Here is a 19,023-nt window from a genome sequence, read left to right on the forward strand (position 1 = left end):
TATATTTCTTTATCTGCACCTTAAATTCCTCTTTTATCCCATGGGAAATGTAAAATTTTAGTAATTTATCATATTTTTTCAAGTTTTCAATTTTAGAAACATGAATCATTAACCATTAACTTAATTTCCTAAAATATCTAATTTATTGGTTTAAATTCTTGGTCTATATCTTGGATATAATAATTCCAGTAAATGGAGGCGTTTAAATGACGATTGATCGAATATGTACGATTGGACCGGCTAGTTTTGATAAAAAAATACTATCTGAATTAATTGAACACGGAATGACGATTGCAAGACTAAATTTTTCTCATGGAACACATGAAAGCCATCATAGTGTCATCGAACAAATAAAATCATTAAATTTACAGACTGGAAAAAACATTAAGATTTTAGGAGACCTCCAAGGTCCAAAAATTCGATTAGGTACTATTGAAGGTGACAAAATTATTCTTGAACCTAATCAAACTTTTACACTCGTTATTGATGATAGTGTAGGTAATCTTAATCAAGCAAGTGTTGATTATAAAGGCATAATAAACGATGTGAAACAAGGAAATCGTATCTTAATAAATGACGGTGAAGTAGAACTGATTGTTGAAGACGTAAATAATCATAAAGTTGTCACTTCAGTTAAAATTGGCGGAGAAATATCTTCCCATAAAGGGGTTAACCTACCAGGTGTAAATACAAACTTACCTGCTATAACTGAGAAAGATCAAAAAGATATTGAATTCATCTTACAAGAAAATTTAGATTTTATTGCTTGTTCATTTATCAGACGTGCATCACATTTAAATGAAATTAGGAATTTTATCAAATCAAAAAATGGAAAAATTCCACAATTAGTCGCAAAAATAGAAACAATTGAAGCAATAAAAAACTTTAAAGAAATTAATAAAGAAGCAGATGCAATTATGATTGCTCGTGGAGATTTAGGAGTCGAACTTCCTTACCAATGGATTCCACTTTTACAAAGAGCAATGATTCATGAATGCAATTCCACTAATACTTATGTAATCACAGCAACTCAAATGCTTCAGTCAATGGTCGATCACTCATTACCGACAAGAGCTGAAGTAACCGATGTTTTTCAAGCAGTTATGGACGGAACGAATGCCGTCATGCTTTCTGCTGAAAGCGCTGCGGGGCACCATCCTGTAGAAAGCATTGAAACGTTGAAACTTGTATCGCAGTTTGCTGAAACTGTTAAAGCGAAATCGACTTTTGATTTTGGTGATATGCTTGAATTGATTAATTCTTCTATAAAGTAGATGTTAGAAATGAACAATCTAAAAACTCGGTTTCAAGACTTTAGTCTGCATATTCATGGGTTAGTCATACCGTTCAGGAGTGATGACTGTTCAGATTATTTAGCAAAAGGAAAAGATCATAATGTGGTCTTTTTTTGCTTTCGCCTTTTTTTCACATAAATGTTGATATAATACTTTAAAACTTGAAGCAAAGATGGGGTATCTGAAAGGAGTGAAGCTGATTTTAGATTCCTATTTGTTTGAAATTTAACAGTTTTCTTCTATCTTTATGCCGATTTGGATAGAATGTCCCTCAGCCTTATTTGTACTCCACTATTTTTATAACTAGTCTTTTTAAAGGTTCCAAATAAAAAAGAGGTAGCCCAAAACCAGGGACCACCTCATACTACTTTTCTTTTTTATAAAATCGTTCACCGCTATCTGGATTAAAATAAACTCTAGTTTTTTCACCAGTCACCGGGTCAATATTAACCTCGTTCGTTCGCTGAAATCCTTGTGGGGTTTGATTTCCATGGTTTCGATTGAAACGTTTATCATATACAAAATAGCCAAGTAGTAAACAAATAAGAACGATTAAAATCTGAATTCCATAAAAACCGAATAGAAATTTCATTATATTCTCTCAACTACAACTGCTGTTCCATAAGCAACGATCTCACTCATAATGTTCTTCATGTAAACATACCTCCTAAAAGCATTGATATTACAATACTAAAAAAAATCTTCTCAATAAAAATTGTACGTCAGTTTGTCCGTTATTTAGGGACATTACTAAAATTTCGCAGACATTATAAACCATGTATTGTTCAAATGTTCACAACTATTTTGAACTTGTAGAATAATAAGCATTTTAATTATTACCGCCGGATATATCAGATCACCTTATAAATTTGATTATATCAAGCATTTTTCGATAGGTCTATGTGAAACTTAATTTAATTAAAATGTATTCAATTGCTTTTTTTTTTTTGAATTAATTAATTTTGTTTCTAATTCGGTATGTGAAATTCCTCTTATTTCTAAATTCTCTAAATTGATGGCGCCAAGGGATACATATTCGCACAGTTGGACCAAATTTCCGTTTGCTAGGGAACATTTATTATGTATATACCAAATCAAAATATCCCCCCTGAACTTCCTGCATTTTTTTGCGATTGACGTAGAAGATAAATTTTCAAATAATTGATCCATATTCTCAGCTTCTAAATTAATACTCTATTTTGATATTGATAAAAGTAATTCAATTTGGAGTCGGGCTAAAGTATGTGCTATATTGCATAACTAAATAAAATATCAAAAACTTATACTCTTGTAGAAGTCAGTTTATATTTTCATATACATATGCTTTATTTAGACGGTTTTCTATTTCAGTGTTTTAAGTTATTTCTATACGAATTTTATATATTTAACTGTAATGACATGAAAAGCTATACTCTCGAATAATAAAAGAAGAGAAGCCAACGTTAGATTGCCTTCTCTTCCCTCTTAAAATTTTTTTTCTAATTTGATGTACTTTTTATCAAATATTAAAATTAGATTTATTGAATTCCTAATTCAGCCTTAATATCAGTAATTGATTTTCCTTTATATTTCTTTACAGGTTTAGGAGCATTATCAACAGCTTGATTTTGCATTAGGTAGTTCTTTTCTACATATGCAAAGTCTTTTGCGTCAACGGTTCCATCAAAATTGATATCCGCTACTCGTTTATTTGTTCCCCAATAAGTTTGGATTGCTAATGCATCTAAAAGATCGATGACATTATCTTTATTGATGTCCCCTGCAATTGCATCATCAATTGTTTCAGTTCCTAATCGCTTATAAATTCCATACATTTCTCCATCCATCGTGTTATACACATTATCAAATTCCCCATATGTCGTAAAATGTCCAGGAATATCAGTGATGACAGTAAACTTATCCTTCGTTACTGGTAAACCAGAAATATAAAATTGTCCTCTCGTATCCATTGAACCTGTGTATGTCTTACCTTTACTGTCAATTATTGTTACATTTGCCCCAAGTTTCGTAAAATCGACCTTTTTCGTTGTTCCATCCGCATTTTCGAAGCTTTCTGGATGAATATAACTTATTACACTTGAGAAATTTGGTAAAATTGCAATTGGTGCTATAAAAGTCAGTGGATTTGTCACCGTGTTATCGATACTAGTAAATGTTGATTTAACTGTGTTAAGACTAGCATACGGAGAAATATCTTGCATATTCGGTATTTTAAACGTTACGTCAACCATTGGCAGATCCCCTGAAACTTCTTGTGAACCGTCAAATAACACATCAACAGTTGATTTAACTGTCGTACTTGTTGGATTAGTCGTCGTCACATCTAATTGTCCGCCAAGTTTTTGCGCTTCGGGATTTAAAGAAATATTTAGGATATTCGTATCTAAAGTGCTTGTTGTAAAACTATAATTCGCTTGCTTCAATTTACTAACATTATCGGCAGTTAGTGTAATAGTAACCGTGTCACCAATATGTGCATTAGCAAAATTTAATCTCGTTGGAATATTTGGTTGTCCATAAACGTAAGGTGTTCCTTCTTTAACAAAGAAATATTGTTTTAGGCCATAATAATTTGATGCTTGGTCTCCTGCAACAAAACGGACATTTAACGCTGATAAGCTTGGTTTCATGGCAACTTCGTCTTTAGATTGTCCATTTCCATCTAATTTTAACGTTCCAGATGCAAACGCACTATTATAATAATAAGCAATTGTATTTTGGGATTGATCTGCTTTTAATCCTGCAGACTTCATTAGATCAACTACCTTGTCATTTACTTTAGCAGTGAAAGGTAGCGTTTGTTGATCTGCTTTATACTCAACAAATGGATTACCTGCTTTTTCTCCCTCGACTTGTATATCAAATAGATTTGGCATCGTATTATCAACAAATAAGTCTTGTGAAACCATATATTTCTTCTCGTTATCATCGTGTCCAATGAATTTTACTTTGTAATGCCCCTCGTTTGCTAACACCGCTTTTGAACTAATTGGATTCTTGGGATCATTTGTAAATGGATAATAAACCCCCATAAATGCTTGAACAGAATAAGGTGTACCTTCAGCGTAGTTCATTCCGTCAAAACTAGCTACAATACCTAGGTCCTGACCTGTATTCGCATCTGCTATTACAATATCAAAGTATCTCATATGAGATTTTAACGAGAAGTTAGCAAATACATAAGGATTAAATAATGGGCTAGATAAATTATTTCGATCAGATGACATCGATTGGCGACTAAGACTCAAGTCTTGAATACCTTGTTCCACAAAGTGTGTACCAAATGGAATTCGATACGTTTCAGATGGATTAGCCTTGTTTGTAAACACGACATACCCTTCGTATATACCTTTTTCAGCTGTTTTAGGAATATTTAATGTAACATTTATTTTCTTGTTACTAATTCCTTTTAATGTAACAGTTGAATCTGTCAGAACTGTTACGCCGTTTGTTTTTGCATCTTTTGAATTACGTAAGTTCGATTGATAATTAATATTTACATCAAAAGTTTTTTCCTTTTCTCCTCTATTCATTAAAGTAACTGAACGAGTATCCGAAAGATCATTTCCTTTAAAGACCTCATTCCCAAAGCTAAGCGCACCTGTATCAATATTAATTTGTTTCTCTTTTCCATTAATGATTGTTGGTGTTGACTCTTTTACTTTCATTTCAATAGTCGAATGAATTGCGCCATAAGGATCAATTCGTCCTGCACCTTGTTCAAATACACTGTATGGTTTACTTAATGAGTCTGCAGTATTCATTAAAATTGATTTTACATCTTCTGGTTTTAGGTCTGGATTCGCTTGTAATAATAATGCTGCAACGCCTGCTGTAAACGGTGTAGCCATCGATGTTCCAGACAAACGATCATAAGAGTATTGATAATTAGTCGGATCCTCTGGATTGTGAAGAAAACCTGGAACAGTCGATAATACACTTACTCCTGGCGCTGTAATCTCTGGTTTAATTTGATAATTTACACGAGTTGGTCCACGAGAACTAAAATCTGCTAAAGAATCACCAGCCGATGTGAATTGACCAATATCGCTAAATGAAAATTGAGTCTTTCCTGCTGTAATTTTTTGTTGTAACAAAAGCCCTTCAGCATTTGTTAAATTAAATGACGGGATAAAATCAGTTCCTTCTCCTAAATAGAACGGCATAAATCCTTCAGCTGCATTGTTATTGTACATAAGAATTGCCGCAGCTCCCTTTAGTTTTGCTTGTAAAATTTTATCATTAATTGTATTAGTTCCACGTGCGACTAGTACAACTTTTCCTTTAACATCTAGGTTTGTGTAGTTACTAGCTTGACCAACTCCAGGTATATTGACCATACTATATGTCTTGTCCATTAAAGTTGAAAGCTCATCACTAAATCCTTTTCCTAATAAACGCATTTCTGAGTTTATACTATCAAGATGTCCCTTCATCGTCGGAATTTGTTGTGGTACATCGCTAGCTCCGACTGTCAGTGCTAAAGCTGCTCCCCCAGGTGTACCAACAGTATACATACCATTCCCTGCATTTCCAGCAGCAACCACTGCTGTCACGCCACTTAATACTGCATTGTTAATCGCAATACTTTCTGGAAATAACGGGTCATTATAGTTAGATCCTAATGACAGATTCATAATATCTATTCCCTCGGCAACTGATTTATCAATTGCTGCAATAATACCATCACTTGATCCGCTACCACCTGGACCAAGAACACGATATACATATAAATCAGCTCCTGGAGCTATTCCTGTCGTTGCATAATTACTATCGTTTTTTCCTTGTCCTACAATTGTACCAGATACATGTGTTCCATGCTCTGTTACATATGTTAATGGGTCGTTTCCTGGTTTTCCAGCTTTTATCCAGTCATCATAGGTCGTTTCCATTGGATCATTATCGTTATCAACGAAATCATATCCACCTTTATATGCATTTTTTATGTCAGGATGATTGTAATCAACCCCTGTATCTAGTACGGCAACTTTAATACCTTTACCTGTATATCCCTCGTCATGCAATTTATTAATATTTAGATAAGCTCGTTCATCCGCCAACCCTTGTTCTTGAGCTTCTTTTGAAAGCTGTACCTTATTAATTGGTTGCTCTACCTTTACAGTCGAATCACTGTATATAGCTTGTACAGCACCCGATTTCATTAAATCCTTTATTTTATTTGCTGGTCCTTCTAGCGCAACCCCATTAAATGCATTTTTATATTCACGCTTAATCTTAAAGGTGCCATCTGATTTAGCTTTAAAAGTAGATTCCAAATCTGATTTAAACATTGTATGATCTGCGTTAACACGTTCATTTGCTTGAGCATCTGACAAGATTTTCCCTTTTACAGCTGCTTCTAAAACTGCAGCCTTATGTGGTTTATTTTTAAATTGAACAATGACTGACACATTTCCAGGACTTTCTAGATTTACATTAGAATTTAGAAACAAACCGGATTGTTCATCTTCAGAAAGTTTTTCCAAAGATTGTCTTTGTGCTGGACTTAAATTAGCTAAAATTGACTCCGCCTTTGAAATACCTTCCGCTTTAGTTACATTTGTTCCACATGAAAGTGGTGAAAATATTACACTTGATGTTAGGGCTAATAAGGTAAATCCTTTAATAAACTTACCTTTCTCATATTTATTACTCATTATTTTCCTCCTCCATTCTATAATTAAAGTAAAATCCAATGAATGCTAAATAAATATTTTAAAAGGCTTAAGTACTTTTTAAGATTCATATTTTTCTTCACTAAACTTTACTTCCTACTACTAATTATTAGGAATATTCTAAAAATGCACAATCGGGTTATCTATCTCCCTATTTCAGTACTTTTACCGATATTAAATTGGTTTTTCGATTAAATTCGACGTATTTCTACCGATTTGTTACGTAACAAGCAAAATTAAACAATAGTTTTTATATTGGAACAAAAAAAGTAATTAACTAACAAGTTATGTTAGTTAATTACTTTTTTAAAAGTTAAATCGTTGAACTAAATTCTAGCTCTAATTCAATTGCTTTTTTATACTGATTATTCTCAATATAATATGAATATAGTTTTTTTCCATACTGTCCGTAATAAGAGAGGTTATTTGTTGATTTAAACTGTGGAATGGCTATTTCACTCAAAAAATCAAAATATCTCTGTTTATTGCTTTCAAAGTTCAACTTTAAAAGCATAAATAAAGTACAATGTATTGTACTTTGACGTTTTTCAGCTTGCATACTACCTAAGTCGATTAACTCTAATAGTTCTTCTTTTTTTAGTAAATTTCCTTCAGTACAGGCTTCAATATAATTATAAAAACGCCGCAAATAATAGATTGAAGAATTTTCTGTTAAACTTAGAGATTGTTTAAAGTATGATGAGGCTTTTTCGTAATTTTTTCTTTTAAAATATATAACACCTAAATTATTTAATAATATCCCTTTTTGTAAATGAGCACCTACAATTTCACAAGTATGAATGATAGTATTGTATTTTTGGACTAACTCTTCAAAGCTAATGTCCTCATCATGATCGTGTTGAAATAATAATAAGGACTGGACATTTATTGCCTGATTATAGTTATAAGTCTTGTTAAAATAGTATAGTGCTTTTCTTGCATAGATATATGCTAATACTTTAGAGCCTGCAAAATGATGTGCTAGTGCTAGATGGTAATAAAATTCTTTATTTTTATATGTGCGACTATTTATTTGATTTAATACTCTTACAGCAGATCTCATATCCACGCTTACAGTAGTTCGATAATTACTAATGTAATATATACCTTTCACATGCAAAAGGAAATTTTTTTCATAATCGGTAAGATGTAAATATTCTCTTTCGACTTTATCAATTGTATTTTTAGCTTTTTTTAACATTTTCTTATGAAGATAAAATCTAGCCACCAATAATAAAGATTGAACTGCATATTTTGTTGACGTAACAAAGGGGATATTCTGAAGGTTGTTATAGATTTCATCAATTTGATCAGTTTTTTGCATTATAAGAGCTGTATTTAACTCATCTAAATATTTTTCAATACAATTATAAGAATCTAACTTTTCATTCAAATCAATACCTAATCGTTCAGATAATATAGTTATAATTTCAAGAGATAAAGTAGACTTTCCACTTTCAAATCTACTTAAATATGATTTAGAGCATATTCCTTTACATAACGTTGATTGACTAATTCCATTTTTAACACGGTAAAACTTAATTATTTTGCCGACTAACATGATTTGCCTCCATATTTAACTTACAGAAAGGGGTCAAATTGATTATTTACTTAGATCGATATCATAATCTATACCATAACCCATTCCTTCATAACCATTTGTTAATAAATTCATGCTATAAACCTCCATCGTATTTACTTTTTTAAAAAATTCTACAATTTAGCTGAAGAGTAAATTTATTATATATTCAATTTTTTAAAAATAAAATTCACTTTAATTTATGTTCACTTAACATAAACTTATATAATTAATCGTATCCAAACATACGAAAGCGACTCCACTATGTAAGAGTCGCTTTCGTATTGTTAAAAAAATTCATTAATGGATCAGTTTTATTTTTTACCAAATCCATCAAACTTATTAAATTAAGTTTTCATCAATCAATTATTTTTTCATTTAGAAATCAAGAATATAACAAAATGCCAACTAATTCAGAAAACATAACAACACGAGCCCTATCGACTCTGTCCGAAGTATTGGCCCCACCTACGCCAAATACGATGATAGCCACACATGCCATCCAACCTACTATTGAGTATAACAGAAAACGCTTACATTTTCAATTTTTAGAATATTCATTGAATAAATTTTAATAACTCAAGAATAACTGACTTTTATTTTGCTTCATACACCATCAATCACTTTGTAATTTTTATGTGATACAACTGTTCTGTTTCCTTCAAACACCAATTCCGTTTTATTATCAATTATATTTACAATAACTGTATTTTCATTGACCTTTTCAACAATGCCTTTAATTCCATTCTTAAAAAAGACATGTTCCCCTAATTCAGCTATCTTTTCTGCCTTGAATTTCATCTTCTTCTCCCCAATCATCATCATTATTTTTCTTAGTTTTACTTCGTTGTTATACTTTGATTTTTCTTATTTACAATTGAAAACTCCTTCATCAATATGTAGATGAACATTAATTCGTACCAAGTTAGCTAGATCCCTAATGAGTAATACGACTAAATCATTTTTGTAATTCTAACTTATACAAATAACCAAGTGGACATTTTTTTATTCGTTTCATACAATGATGAAAAATTAAGTAGTAATGATTTTAGTTACTTTTTCTTTCAAACTACTTTTTAATTATATTACCAAAATTTTAGATATAAAAATAGTATTTATATTGAATAATAAAATTTTAGGAGTGTAGCATCGTCTTTTCAATTTTAACCTTAAAGAAAGTACTTATGTAAGTATCCTCTAAAATGAAGGTTTTGACATCGAGAGAGATAGTAAAGAAACATAGTAATTTTTCAACTCTTAACCTTATGGCCATTGAGAATATGCTTGAATATAAAAAACATGACGATTTGACAGTTAAAAAAACGGCTAAAATGGTTGTTCAACTATCAAATTTACCAATTCATAATAACCTAGGGGATTATGAATTTCAATCTAAGCTAATGGGGATCTGGTTAATTCTAGAGTAGTGAAGGCATTACGGAGTATGAACAAAAGGCAGAGGAAAGACATGATAAGTTGATTATGGAAAATATTCGATTAAAGCTTTTTCGGAAATCAAATCACTAACCTGTATGAAAACAGCTTCCCACCAATCTATATATAAGAAAATGAAACGACGGTATTTTTGGGTATCGTCTTTTTTATTTAATTCGAACATATGCCCTATTGAAAGAATACTATAAACTACAATAAAGACCAGTCTCTTTTTTTAAAGTACTGGGAATATCTGTAGTGTAATTGCATTTTCGAGCTACTATATAAACTGGGAAAACACGAACTCGTATCAATTTTCACTTATTAAAATTAACAATCTTTTAGAGTAATAAAAAAGTGCAAGAAATTTTTACATCCCTACACTTTTCTTAATTGATTAATTATTTTTGTGATACAGTTATTGTTTTTGGACTTGTCGTCACTTTAAAGCCTTGTTTGCTAACCACTTCTGTTGATACTGTGTTCGTACCATTAGGCTGGTATTGTAAAAGGTTTCCTTTGTTTACAAATATTAAGCTTTTACTTTTGAAGAAGATTCATATAAATCTACCGCTTCATTTACTGTGAATCTCTTATGAACGATGGAATGTATCGCTTGGATCATTGCAAGAGGATGCTGAGATTGCCAAATATTTCTTCCCATATCCACACCAGCTGCACCTTGCTCCATAGCATTATACGTAATTTCTAGTGCTTCACGAATTGTATCAAATTTTGGGCCACCTGCAATAACTATAGGAACCGGGCACTTACTCGTTACCTGTTCAAAGTCGTCGCAGTAATAAGTCTTAACAATATCGGTACCCATTTCAGCAAGAACTCTTGAAGCTAATGCTAAGAATCTGGCATCCCGTTTTTCAAGCTCTTTTCCAACTGCAGTAATTCCAAGTACAGGTATTCCGTAATCATGAGCATCAGTTACAACATGAGCTAGATTTGTTACTGTTTGAGTTTCATAGTCAGATCCGATAAAAACCGAAACCCCTACACCAACAACATTATGGCGAATTGCTTCTTTTATTGAAGTAACGATCGTTTCATTCGCTAGATCCTTCCCTAACGTTGTAGGACCGCCCGAAACACGAAGAACCATTGGTTTTTCCGTATTTTTCGGAATACATGCTGCAAGTGTACCTCTTGTTAAATATAGCGAATCCGTGTATGGAAGTAATTCTCTGACAGTTTCCTCAGGCTTTTCTAGACCTCTTATTGGCCCTAAGAAATATCCATGATCTATCGCAAGCATTACTGCCCTCTTATTTGGTAATATTTTGTTTAATCGATTTTGAAATCCCCAACTCACTATCTATTCACTCCTTAACTTGATTACTGGATTCTTTATATTAACAACATCTCTCTCCAAAATATGCGGAGATTTAATAAAGAGGGCTTTAAAGGTTTTGTCAGTTTGATTGATAAGGTAATGAGCATCGCCTGGGTGGCATTGAATCATATCACCTGGTATTGTAGGAACTTTATTACCATTAATATAGAAATCTATCTGCCCTTCTAGGATATAGAAAATTTCTTCGCATACTGTATGATAATGGTTTTGGAAGTCCTGACCTGGTTTCAATACAACCACACCAATATCTATGTTCGGACCTTTTGTTAAATATTTCGGCCCGTTATCGCCAAACCGATAATCGAAGTCATTTTCGTGAACTTTCTTCATCCCTTCACCTTCTTTCACGTTATTCTAAACCAGGTGCCTTCCACATATGAGTGGTTAAACCACGATCTGCTAGTTGAAGCTGTTCTAAATATACACTTCTCCAATTTTCATAGATTTCTAGATATTGGTCATGGTTTTCATTATTAGGTATATGTGTCCTCTCCCACTTTACAACTTGGTTAACTGCTTGACAGATATTCTCATAAATTCCTATGCCAATCCCCGCAAATAATGCGGTGCCTAGCGCTGCTGCTTCTTTAACTACAGGTACTTTCACTGGTACTCCAAGGACATCGGCAAGTGTTTGACTCCAAAGCTTTCCTTTCGAAGCACCACCTGTAAAAATTACTTCACTTGGATAATAACCAGTTTCTTCTTCTATAATCTTTAAGTTCCCTAGTGTGATGAGCGCAGCATTTTCTTGAATAGATTTAAACATTTCTTTTTTACCAGTCTTTAGAGGATCTAGAGTGAGATTAATAAATGATGGAGATGCATGGCGCCAAGCGCTATAATTCATCGTATCTGAAAAGATAGGAATAATCCCATTTGCCCCGATTGGAACATTTTTTGACTTTTCTTCTAAAATTTCATACGGGTCACGACCGGTCACTTTTGCTTCTGTTTTTTCCAAATCACAAAATGCATCACGAAACCATCTCATTACAAGCCCGGGGAAAAAAGCAATGGTTTCTAGCTGCCATAATTCAGGCACTGCATGGCAGTTAACCCGGATACGGCCACTTTTGTCAACTAAAGACTGACTCACATTAACTTCCTGTTGCCAAAATGATCCACCTGATACAACGGCTTGCCCAGCTTTTACCGCACCGACACCAACAGAAGCCATTTGAGCATCTCCGCCTCCACAAATAACCGGAGTTCCTGTATTCAGACCTGTATACGCTGCTACTTCATCCGTCACATAGCCGATAACGGTACCAGCTTCATTTACCGGCGGAAATAAATTATTTTTTAGTCCGCATATTTTTACTACATCACTTTCCCAATTCCTTTTCTCAATATCAAATATCCCTGTAGTACACCCATTTGAAGGATCCACTTGTAGTTTCCCTGACAATTTATAAAGAATCCAATCATTAATCATAGTCATGACAGTGGCTTTTTCATAAATCTCTGGTAAATGATTTTTTATCCACAAAAGTCTAGGCAGTGCCCCTAATGCAAACATTTGACCTGATACCCTATAAATCTTGTATTCTAATTCAGGATCTAATTCCTTTAATGCTTTGACTTCATCCGAAGCTCGAGCATCGACATTTGCACAAGCCCAAATCTCCTTACCAGTTTCATCATAAAGGACAATTCCTTCCCTCATACTCGTGGCACTTATCGCTTTTATATTTTTGGCGTCAACTCCTGTTTCTTCAATAACAGACTGTACACACTGAACGACTAACGTCCAGTTTGTTTCCCAATCAAAATCCATAGATCCTGGATACTTTTCATTTGATAAATGGTTCCATTCTATTTGTGAAAACCCAACTTGATTTCCTAATTGATCAAACAAAACAGCGCGAATACTACCAGTACCAGCATCAAATGCCAGAATGTATGCCATTATTTTATTTCACCTCCATATTGAGTAATGAAATAGATGTAACTTCATCTGTAATAAACGCCGTAATATCCTTTCCTATTAAAGCTGGGTAGATGGCCTCAATTTTTTTCTCTCCGACAGCACGGCTATAACATTTAATACTCTTAGACTCTTCAAGTCCGTTCCGATTACCCTTTTATGGTGTGGCAAATCAATATATACGATCTTGGCTCATCTACTACTACACCCCTTAACGAAAGTTTCCCATGAAAAAAAATTGTTCACCTACTTATTAGAAATATATCCGTAATTTTAATATTAAGACCTTACAAAAAACTTTCCGAACATTCAAAATTCAATTCAGACTGGTAATATTTTTGTAATTTTTCCAGTTATAATTAACTACAGTTGTCGCAAATACAGAAGAATTATTCGTAATTTTTATCGGATGGTTTGTAAGCGTTTTCTATTTTTTTATTGGGGTAGTGACAAAAGTCCAATGAATCGTACCGAAGTGACTCTACTAGAAATAGATCAGGTATGGAAGCAATTTCTAGAATTTCTGTTTTAAGGGTGGCATCCGAAAAAGACTAATTTCTTGATGATTGAATCGATTTCACAAAGCAAAAAAAAATCAACTACAAATACGAATGAATTTCCAGAAAACATAATTCATATTTTACGATGTCCTTAACCACAAAAAAACTACCGCTTTACCTACGCTAGTTACCTCATTCTTTTTTATTCAACGATTTCACCTTTTTGCGTAATATAGATGCCTTTTCGGTGAACATAGTTATCCGAATCGTAAAAAATGAACGTTAGAACAGGAAAATGAATGGTTTGAAGAACCGTTGATATGGTTTTGATTTTTTTCATTTCGGTTTGACGTTCTGTTTCCGTCAGTTTAAACCAGTCACGATGCTGTTCAATCGATAAGACCCCTGAATACCCAGCGTCGTAATGAAGCGATTGCAAGGTCGGGATGTTCGGTCCGACCGCTTCTTCTAGTTTCCGTTCCAGTGTCAGTGTTGCATCTGGAAATAAGGAAGATATAGTTGCTTTGATTGGCTCCGCTTCGGTCGTTTTCCAAAATTCTACTGGATACAAATCCGCAAAGCCGCTTTTTTCATCTTGCGAGACGGATACGTCAAACTTGATGGTTGGACTCGCTTTTGGCGAAGCTGTTGCATAGTAACCTGCACCTTCTCCGTTATATTGAACGAGATCGATCGTGAATGGTTGATGATATTTTTGTTCAAGATACATTAACATCTGTTTCTTTTCTTTGAATTTCCCCACTGGTGTACCAGAAAACTTCGCAAACGTGTAGTACACAGTTCCCACGGCGACTAAGGCGATGATACTTAGTAATAGTTTCCACACTTTCATCCCGTCTCCCCCTTTGTTCCATCCTATTCCTTCTCAATCCTAGCTAGACTACTCTCCCAGTGTATCTTGGTATAGCTTGGATGTGTACTGTGTTCCCCTGTCGCTGTGGAGAATAACATTTTTCACATCCTTTTCTTTTTGAACTGCTTGGTATATTACTTTATAACGAATAAATGATATTGCTGATAAGTGTAATTTTTCTTCTCCTACTTGGAAGGTAGTTAAGGCTGTAAACCACTTTTGATTTGATTTATTAGCTGTAAAAACTCAGTTTAGTAGGTTTGGAGCAATGTTTTCTGGCTCTTTTAATAGATAATTATTATAGTTTGGATATTTTCTCTTTTTCCTAATGATTGATTGGATCTCGAGCTCCTTTAAAAGTCTGTATACTAGGCGTTTCTTAATGGGGATTTTTCGTCCGATTTTCTAGTAAACTTGTCCGCACTTTTTTTATTTATATTTAATTCTATAAAAAGTAAAATAAAAAAAACCTTGAAATTACAAGGTTTTTCATCATATTCTCTCAACTACAACTGCAGTTCCATAAGCAACGATCTCACTCATGTTTTGACCAATTTCTCCAGAATCGAAGCGCATCATAATAATTGCATTTGCATCCATTTCACTAGCATTTTTAGTCATTCGATCCATCGCTTCTTTTCGTGCATCCTCAAGCATTGCAGTGTATTGTTTGATTTCTCCACCAACAAGACTTTTTAGACCAGCTAAAATATCTCCACCTAATCCGCGACTTCGAACGATTACACCAAATACAGGACCTTTCACTTCTACTACTTTGTAGCCTTCAATGTTTTCAGTTGTAACTACCATCATAAATATCACCCCATAAAATTTTTTCTACGTATAAAGTAATAATTCGTGTACACGAATATAATCCCTTTATAAAATATTGAATAATGTATGTCATTCATTATTAAGAATAGCATTTTCTGTTAAAATTTGTAAGACAAGTTTTTCTACCTCGACAGGAGACTTCTTATTTACATTTATAAATTTAGTATTAAACTGCTTATACCAGTCTTTTTCATATAAATATAACTCCATATTTTGATTAAATGAATTTCTTCTTTTTGATAAATCATTTTGTTTTCTATATTGTAGTGTTTCTAAATCAGCATCTAAGTAGAAAATTAAATCTGATCTGCATTTCCTTAGTTCACCAAATTCATCTTTTAAACGATTTTCAATATCCCATAAGTAACCGTTTGCGATTGGAAAATACAGTGTGTAGAATTCGATATCCTCTGGACCTCGATCTAAAATGACAAGGTTATTATTTAATTGTTCAAAGCGCTTAATTTCTGTCTCAATAAACAATTTTTGGTTTTCAATAAACCCTTCTAAAGTATGTAAATCAAGTTTCAAATTATTCCTTTTATTAACAATTGGATATGGATTTTCATATATTACTTGAATGCGTTGGAATTGTTTCTCTAATGTTTTCGCTAAAGTTGTTTTCCCAACAGCCATTCCACCCTGAATTGAAATAATTTTGTTCATATTATCACCTACCCATTATTAAATTTTTTATGGATTCAATTATCATTCAAATTAAGCCAATCATATTTCATCATAATATTCTCGTCTTCTAAATACCAACAAATAACAATTTGGACTATAATAATACTATATTGTTATTTCATTTAAGAAGTATTAAGGAGAATATATGGTTAGATTTTTCATCACAATCGGAAGTTTACTAATAGTATTATTTCTTTTTTATGGTCCAATTCCGAGTTTGTTAACAAGGCTATTCAATTTGTTTTCAATTAATCAAGTTTCAAACCGAAAAAAACAAATCGCTTTAACTTTTGACGATGGTCCACATCCGGTTTATACGCCTTTACTTCTTGATTTATTAAGGTCCCATTCAATAAAGGCAACTTTTTTTGTATTAGGTTCCGAAGCAGAAAAGCATCCTGCGATTATTAGAAGGATACACGAAGAAGGGCACTTACTTGCTATTCACAATTATAAACATAAATGTAATTGGTTTCTTAGTCCGAATTCCTTAAAAAATCAAATAGATAAGACTGCTGATATTATAAAGAATTTAACTAACTATGATCCGATTTTTTATCGACCGCCTTGGGGACTTGTTTCACTACCGCTTTTATTCCAAAAGAAATACCGGCTAATTTTATGGTCTGTCATGGCAAATGATTGGAGCAGTAAACATGGAAGTCAAGGCATATTAAACCGTTTAATAAAACAAACTAAATCAGGATCAATTGTGTTATTACATGATAATGGGGATACAGTTGGTGCAGATGAGGACGCACCTAGCCATACAATCGAAGCTTTAGAAAGCTATATTTTACAATGTTTTGAAAATCAGTATGAGTTTGTACTAATTAATGAATAGTTTAAAAAGTCAAAAGAGAGTTCATCTGGACTCTCTTTTCATAATGTATAAATGATCCGAAATTCCCCATATTCTCACATCTAATCATTTAAAACTTTACTTGCATATTTTCCAAACAAAAAAAAGACCGAACTAGAAGTCATTTTACAGGACTTTTAGGACAGCCTTTTATTAAAATTTTTGGAAATTGAACTGAAAATATCATTAACAATTAACTGTGAACTAAATCCTTTATTTAATGTCGTTAATGAATATTTCATCTGTTCCAAACAATTTGCCTTAAAAAGAATTCGATTAATATAAAATGTTAATTCTTGAATTGATTTTACTGTTACAGAAGCTCCAGCATTTTCGAAAATTCGTGAATTTTCTTTCTCCTGACCAGGTGTTGGTTTGTATAGGATTGTCGGTAAACTACAAGCAATGCTTTCCGATAATGTGATTCCACCAGGCTTAGTAATTAACAAGTCAGATTTTCTATATAAATTACGAATATCGTTTACATAACCAAATACTTGTAACCGCTCTTCATATACTTCTTTCAAATTAATTAATTTATTATAAAGAATTCGATTATAGCCACAAACAACTGTAAGATTAAGTTTTGTATCAATCAGTAACTGCTTGGCCATTTTTTCAACATCTTTTAATATTCCAACTGCCCCAGCAACTATTAAAATTTGATGCTTAGACTTAGATATACTTGATTGTTCGTTTAAAACATCCACTTCTTTAAATTCTTGTCGGAGTGGAATACCACTTACAAATATTTTTGATAAAGATACACCTAGATTCACCATTTGCTGAATTAAGCCTTCTGTTGCAATATAGTAGCGATCAATTTCATTATGAATCCATGATCGGTGAATATAATAATCGGTAACAACTGTAAATAATTTACATGGATGGGAAGAATACTTTTTCCATTTCGCAACTGATCCAACAGGAAATGTAGTTATAATAATATCTGGCATCTCGTTTTGGAGAATACTTTTTATTTTCCTCCCACATAATTCCAATAACCTGTCAAAAATAACTGTGCTAAATAATTTTTCTGTCCCATAAAAGAACCATTTATAAATTGTTTGAGCATGTTGGAATAATTGTAAATGGATACTTTTAGCGAAAACATTTATTGTTGGATATGCTTCTTTGTATATATCTATAATTGTAACGTCCTTAAAGTTAACTTGTTCAAATTCACTTTTTAACGCATTTGATACTTGCTTATGCCCGTTTCCAAAACTTGATGTAACTACAAGTATTTTAGGCTGCACTCCCATAATGACCAACCTCTCGCAAAAAGACAATATATTTAAATGAAAGTATGAATTAACATTGAGATTACTACTGCAAAGGATAGAAAGTAATGCCAGTTTTTATCCTTACGTTTATATCGTAAAAATCCAAAAATACCTAATGGTAGTAATAGCAAATAGGTTATTACACCAGAAATATAAACAGCATCAGTTTTCCATTCAAAGAACGTCATAATAACAGAATGGACTGTGACTAAAGCAAAAGTAATTAGCGCGATTGGTACATGGATTAATTTGCACCATTTCAGTAATATACTTAAAAATCTCTTTAATCCTTTATAGTCCTTTAGTTTCTTTAATCTGATTAATAAATATAAAGGAAACAGAATAAATGCTGCAAATACTCCTAGCCTTCCAATGGATCCTTTATCTTTTGCATAAAATTTTAATGGATTCATTTCATGAAAACCATGTTGCAAACCATTTTGTATATGTGGACCTATATTCATTGTTAATTCAGATCGATGCATCGTTTTCCACGAAGCAAGAATAAAAATAACAATTGAAATTACTAATGCTATATAAATTAATTTTCTCTCAGATTTATTTTTTATCCAATTACTAATCATTTTGTTAATTCCTTTCAATTTGAGCAGAAAAAATAGAAAATAAATGATCCATTTTTAGTAAGCTTTCAAGGAAAAGCCAACTTATACTATTTCCGCTATTTTTTTATACTAAATGTA

The 19,023-nt window shown here is 32.6% G+C and carries 14 protein-coding genes; 2 read left to right on the forward strand and 12 right to left on the reverse strand.

Annotated features, from left to right (window positions below; genetic code table 11):
* Nucleotides 1-206: 206 nt before the first annotated feature.
* Nucleotides 207-1,274, forward strand: coding sequence for a pyruvate kinase (locus ACFCYN_RS17350; protein WP_172444677.1), 1,068 nt, complete (start codon nucleotides 207-209; stop codon nucleotides 1,272-1,274).
* A 385-nt stretch (nucleotides 1,275-1,659) separates the two neighbouring features.
* Here the strand turns inward: ACFCYN_RS17350 and ACFCYN_RS17355 are convergent, their stop codons facing one another.
* From ACFCYN_RS17355 to ACFCYN_RS17400, 10 genes are all read right to left on the reverse strand, one after another.
* The gene (locus ACFCYN_RS17355; RefSeq protein WP_172444678.1) at nucleotides 1,660-1,887 is read right to left on the reverse strand and encodes a hypothetical protein; all 228 of its coding nucleotides are present in this window, start codon (nucleotides 1,885-1,887) and stop codon (nucleotides 1,660-1,662) included.
* 925 nt (nucleotides 1,888-2,812) lie between these two features.
* Nucleotides 2,813-6,952 (reverse strand): S8 family serine peptidase, encoded by a 4,140-nt coding sequence (locus tag ACFCYN_RS17360; RefSeq protein ID WP_375950628.1) that lies wholly within the window; start codon nucleotides 6,950-6,952, stop codon nucleotides 2,813-2,815.
* Between the two features lie 331 nt (nucleotides 6,953-7,283).
* The gene (locus tag ACFCYN_RS17365) at nucleotides 7,284-8,531 is read right to left on the reverse strand and encodes a helix-turn-helix domain-containing protein (protein ID WP_375950629.1); all 1,248 of its coding nucleotides are present in this window, start codon (nucleotides 8,529-8,531) and stop codon (nucleotides 7,284-7,286) included.
* Between the two features lie 624 nt (nucleotides 8,532-9,155).
* The gene (locus tag ACFCYN_RS17370; protein ID WP_172444681.1) at nucleotides 9,156-9,350 is read right to left on the reverse strand and encodes a DUF2187 family protein; all 195 of its coding nucleotides are present in this window, start codon (nucleotides 9,348-9,350) and stop codon (nucleotides 9,156-9,158) included.
* A gap of 1,165 nt (nucleotides 9,351-10,515) precedes the next feature.
* Nucleotides 10,516-11,307 (reverse strand): 3-hydroxy-5-phosphonooxypentane-2,4-dione thiolase, encoded by a 792-nt coding sequence (lsrF, locus tag ACFCYN_RS17375; RefSeq protein WP_375950632.1) that lies wholly within the window; start codon nucleotides 11,305-11,307, stop codon nucleotides 10,516-10,518.
* 3 nt (nucleotides 11,308-11,310) lie between these two features.
* Nucleotides 11,311-11,679, reverse strand: a complete 369-nt coding sequence (locus ACFCYN_RS17380; protein WP_375950634.1) for a cupin domain-containing protein — start codon at nucleotides 11,677-11,679, stop codon at nucleotides 11,311-11,313.
* Between the two features lie 19 nt (nucleotides 11,680-11,698).
* Entirely contained in the window at nucleotides 11,699-13,261 is a 1,563-nt protein-coding gene (gene lsrK / locus ACFCYN_RS17385; protein WP_375950636.1) for an autoinducer-2 kinase, read from the reverse strand.
* A 720-nt stretch (nucleotides 13,262-13,981) separates the two neighbouring features.
* Entirely contained in the window at nucleotides 13,982-14,632 is a 651-nt protein-coding gene (locus ACFCYN_RS17390) for a YfjL-like protein (protein WP_172444685.1), read from the reverse strand.
* A gap of 513 nt (nucleotides 14,633-15,145) precedes the next feature.
* Nucleotides 15,146-15,466, reverse strand: a complete 321-nt coding sequence (locus tag ACFCYN_RS17395) for a YbjQ family protein (protein ID WP_098171986.1) — start codon at nucleotides 15,464-15,466, stop codon at nucleotides 15,146-15,148.
* Nucleotides 15,467-15,556: 90 nt separating this feature from the next.
* Nucleotides 15,557-16,153: an AAA family ATPase gene (locus ACFCYN_RS17400; protein WP_375950638.1), complete on the reverse strand. Its 597-nt coding sequence runs from the start codon at nucleotides 16,151-16,153 to the stop codon at nucleotides 15,557-15,559.
* 166 nt (nucleotides 16,154-16,319) lie between these two features.
* Here ACFCYN_RS17400 and ACFCYN_RS17405 point away from each other — a divergent pair, with 166 nt between their 5' ends.
* The gene (locus ACFCYN_RS17405) at nucleotides 16,320-17,018 is read left to right on the forward strand and encodes a polysaccharide deacetylase family protein (RefSeq protein ID WP_375950640.1); all 699 of its coding nucleotides are present in this window, start codon (nucleotides 16,320-16,322) and stop codon (nucleotides 17,016-17,018) included.
* Between the two features lie 155 nt (nucleotides 17,019-17,173).
* Here ACFCYN_RS17405 and ACFCYN_RS17410 read toward each other — a convergent pair whose 3' ends face one another.
* Nucleotides 17,174-18,301, reverse strand: a complete 1,128-nt coding sequence (locus ACFCYN_RS17410) for an MGDG synthase family glycosyltransferase (RefSeq protein WP_172444688.1) — start codon at nucleotides 18,299-18,301, stop codon at nucleotides 17,174-17,176.
* Between the two features lie 32 nt (nucleotides 18,302-18,333).
* Nucleotides 18,334-18,906 (reverse strand): hypothetical protein, encoded by a 573-nt coding sequence (locus ACFCYN_RS17415; protein ID WP_172444689.1) that lies wholly within the window; start codon nucleotides 18,904-18,906, stop codon nucleotides 18,334-18,336.
* Nucleotides 18,907-19,023 lie beyond the last annotated feature (117 nt).

It is taken from the genome of Gottfriedia sp. NPDC056225 (assembly GCF_042267765.1).
In the GTDB taxonomy this organism is placed as follows: Bacteria; Bacillota; Bacilli; order Bacillales; family Bacillaceae_G; genus Gottfriedia.